Raw genomic sequence first — 2,096 nt, forward strand, 5'->3', positions numbered from 1 at the left:
GACGGGGGCAGCGCCCCCAAACCCGCGTCCCACAAGACCAAAGGCCCGCCAAAGCGACCCCGCAAGAAAATCCGCCCCTCCGCCTGCGAAAAGCCGCGGCCATCGCCCGACGCCCCGTCTTCTTTACGTCAAAAATACTCCGGGGGAGGCGCAGCTCCGCTGCGACGGGGGCAGCGCCCCCTGCCGAGCTCGACCGGTCTCCCCGGCATAACTAGAGAGCGCCCGCAGCCGCTCTCAGACCCCGATCTCGGGGCCGAGGCACAGCATCGGCGTGTCGTCCTGCCTGGCCTCGTAAAGCACCGTGCTTTCGGGGTTGTTCTCGAACACCGCCCTGAGCCCCGAGCCCTCTCGGAAGAAGCTCCAGCATTGCGGCGTCGGCTGGTCGTCATAGACGAAGCAGATCTGCCCCGACTCCTCGTACCAGACGCCGTCCTTGCACTTGCCGTCGAGGAAGGACCAGCGCACGCGGCGGTCGGGCAGGTATTCCTCGACCCCGTAGGCGTTTCCGGAAAGGCCGAAATAGAGCGTCTTGCCGGCGGTGTAGCGCTCGAACTCGGCGCCGCTCATCGGTTCGGCGGCAAGGCCGGGCAGGGGCAGGCAGGCGAGAAGGAGCGGGAGGATCTGGCGCATGCGCCAACCCTGCCAGAGCTTGCGGCGCCGGGAAAGGGGCACGTCGCCCGGCGGCGTGCAATCCGAGTGAAAATATCGGGTTTGAGCTCCGGCAAGGCAAGCAAAAGACTCGGGATTGAAAGGCCGAGTGAATCTATCAACTATTTGATTTTGTTGAATAAAAATCTTGACCTTCCGTCTGAGCGCGCCTATCTCTTGCTCAACGCCAGCCAGCCACGCACCCAGCGCATCGCCCGGTCCGCAGCCCGCCAGCGACAATCCCGATTTTGTCCCCGGAAGGAGTCCAGCCATGGCCAATGCTGCCTGCAAGACCTGCGCGTTCTACGAAGATCACGTCGCCAACGACGCCCACAAGCTCGACGATGCGGGCCTGTGCCGCGCCAACCCGCCGGTGAGCCAGACCCAGCCCGACAGCCGTGGCCTGTGGCCGGTGGTCAATGCCAGCGACTGGTGCGGCAAGTTCGCCACCGCCTTCGCGGCCGAGTAAGGCCGAGGAACCCGCAAGGCTTCGGTTTCAGCGTAGCGAGTAGAACAGGGCGGGCCAACGCGGCCCGCCTTTTTCGGTTCTGCCTCAGGCCCCGCTCCAGCGCCGGGCGCGGCGGTCCATCAGCCGTCGCCAGACCGGCGGCACCAGCGCCAGCACCGCCATCACCGGTAGTGAATGCGGCAGGATCGGCATTGCCTCGCGGTCGATCTCGAGGCCCGGGTAGGGGCGGGCCGGGCGGGCGTGGTGATCGGAATGGCGCGGCGCGTTTAGCATCAGCGCCGAGGAGGCCGGCATCGGCGCGTTCCAGCTGTGCTGCGGCCCCACCGGCTCGAGACGCCCCCCGGCCAGCTTGCGGCGCCTCAGCCCGTAATGCTGCACGTAATCCGACAGCAGCAGCTGCGCCTGCGCATAGACGCAGAGCCCGAGCAGCGCCAGCGCCCCGGCCCAGCCCGCCAGCAGCGAGGCCAGCCCCAGCGACAGCACCGCGCTGGCTGCATAGATCACATAGGGGTGCAGCCCCCGTCGCGACGCGGCGCGGCGGCGCAGCGCGGTTTCGGCCCACAGCCCCTGCCGGAAGCTGCCGATCCAGGCGCGTGGTGCAAAGGCATAGTAGCTCTGGCCCAGAGGCGCCGAATTGGGGTCGCCATCGGTGGCGGCGTACACGTGATGCACCCGCAGATGCGCCGAGACGTGATGGCCGAAGAGCAGCGCGCAATAGACCGCGACGCCGAGCCGGCGCAGCCGGCGGTCGGGGCGATGGATCAGCTCGTGGGCGTTCGAGTTGCTGACCTGCCCGAGGAACAGCGACAGCGCGAGGAACAGCGCCACCCGGGCCGGTAGGTCATGCCCGCCGCCACCGGCGATGGCCCAGGCTCCGCCGTAGAGCAGCGGGAAATGCAGCAGCCCCAGCGCCACGGCAAGCCCGTCCCCGGCGGGAAACTCCTCTCCCGGATGGTCGGGCGCGGCAAGTGCGGCAAGC

The 2,096-nt window shown here is 68.2% G+C and carries 3 protein-coding genes; 1 reads left to right on the forward strand and 2 read right to left on the reverse strand.

What is annotated here, in order from left to right:
* Positions 1–234: 234 nt before the first annotated feature.
* Complete coding sequence (locus tag AC6RA4_RS12690) at positions 235–630, reverse strand: hypothetical protein (protein ID WP_500160817.1); 396 nt, start codon at positions 628–630, stop codon at positions 235–237.
* Between the two features lie 289 nt (positions 631–919).
* Here AC6RA4_RS12690 and AC6RA4_RS12695 point away from each other — a divergent pair, with 289 nt between their 5' ends.
* Entirely contained in the window at positions 920–1,117 is a 198-nt protein-coding gene (locus AC6RA4_RS12695) for a hypothetical protein (RefSeq protein ID WP_500160818.1), read from the forward strand.
* Between the two features lie 84 nt (positions 1,118–1,201).
* On the opposite strand, the gene AC6RA4_RS12700 is transcribed toward AC6RA4_RS12695, so the two are convergent.
* Positions 1,202–2,096 (reverse strand): alkane 1-monooxygenase (locus tag AC6RA4_RS12700; RefSeq protein ID WP_500160820.1); only part of this gene is annotated, 895 nt, incomplete at its 5' end.

The organism is Salipiger sp. (assembly GCF_059781815.1).

Bases quoted from the DNA above. Each gene is read 5' to 3' on its own strand.
- AC6RA4_RS12690 (WP_500160817.1), bottom strand. From the start codon at position 630: ATGCGCCAGATCCTCCCGCTCCTTCTCGCCTGCCTGCCCCTGCCCGGC.
- AC6RA4_RS12695 (WP_500160818.1), top strand. From the start codon at position 920: ATGGCCAATGCTGCCTGCAAGACCTGCGCGTTCTACGAAGATCACGTC.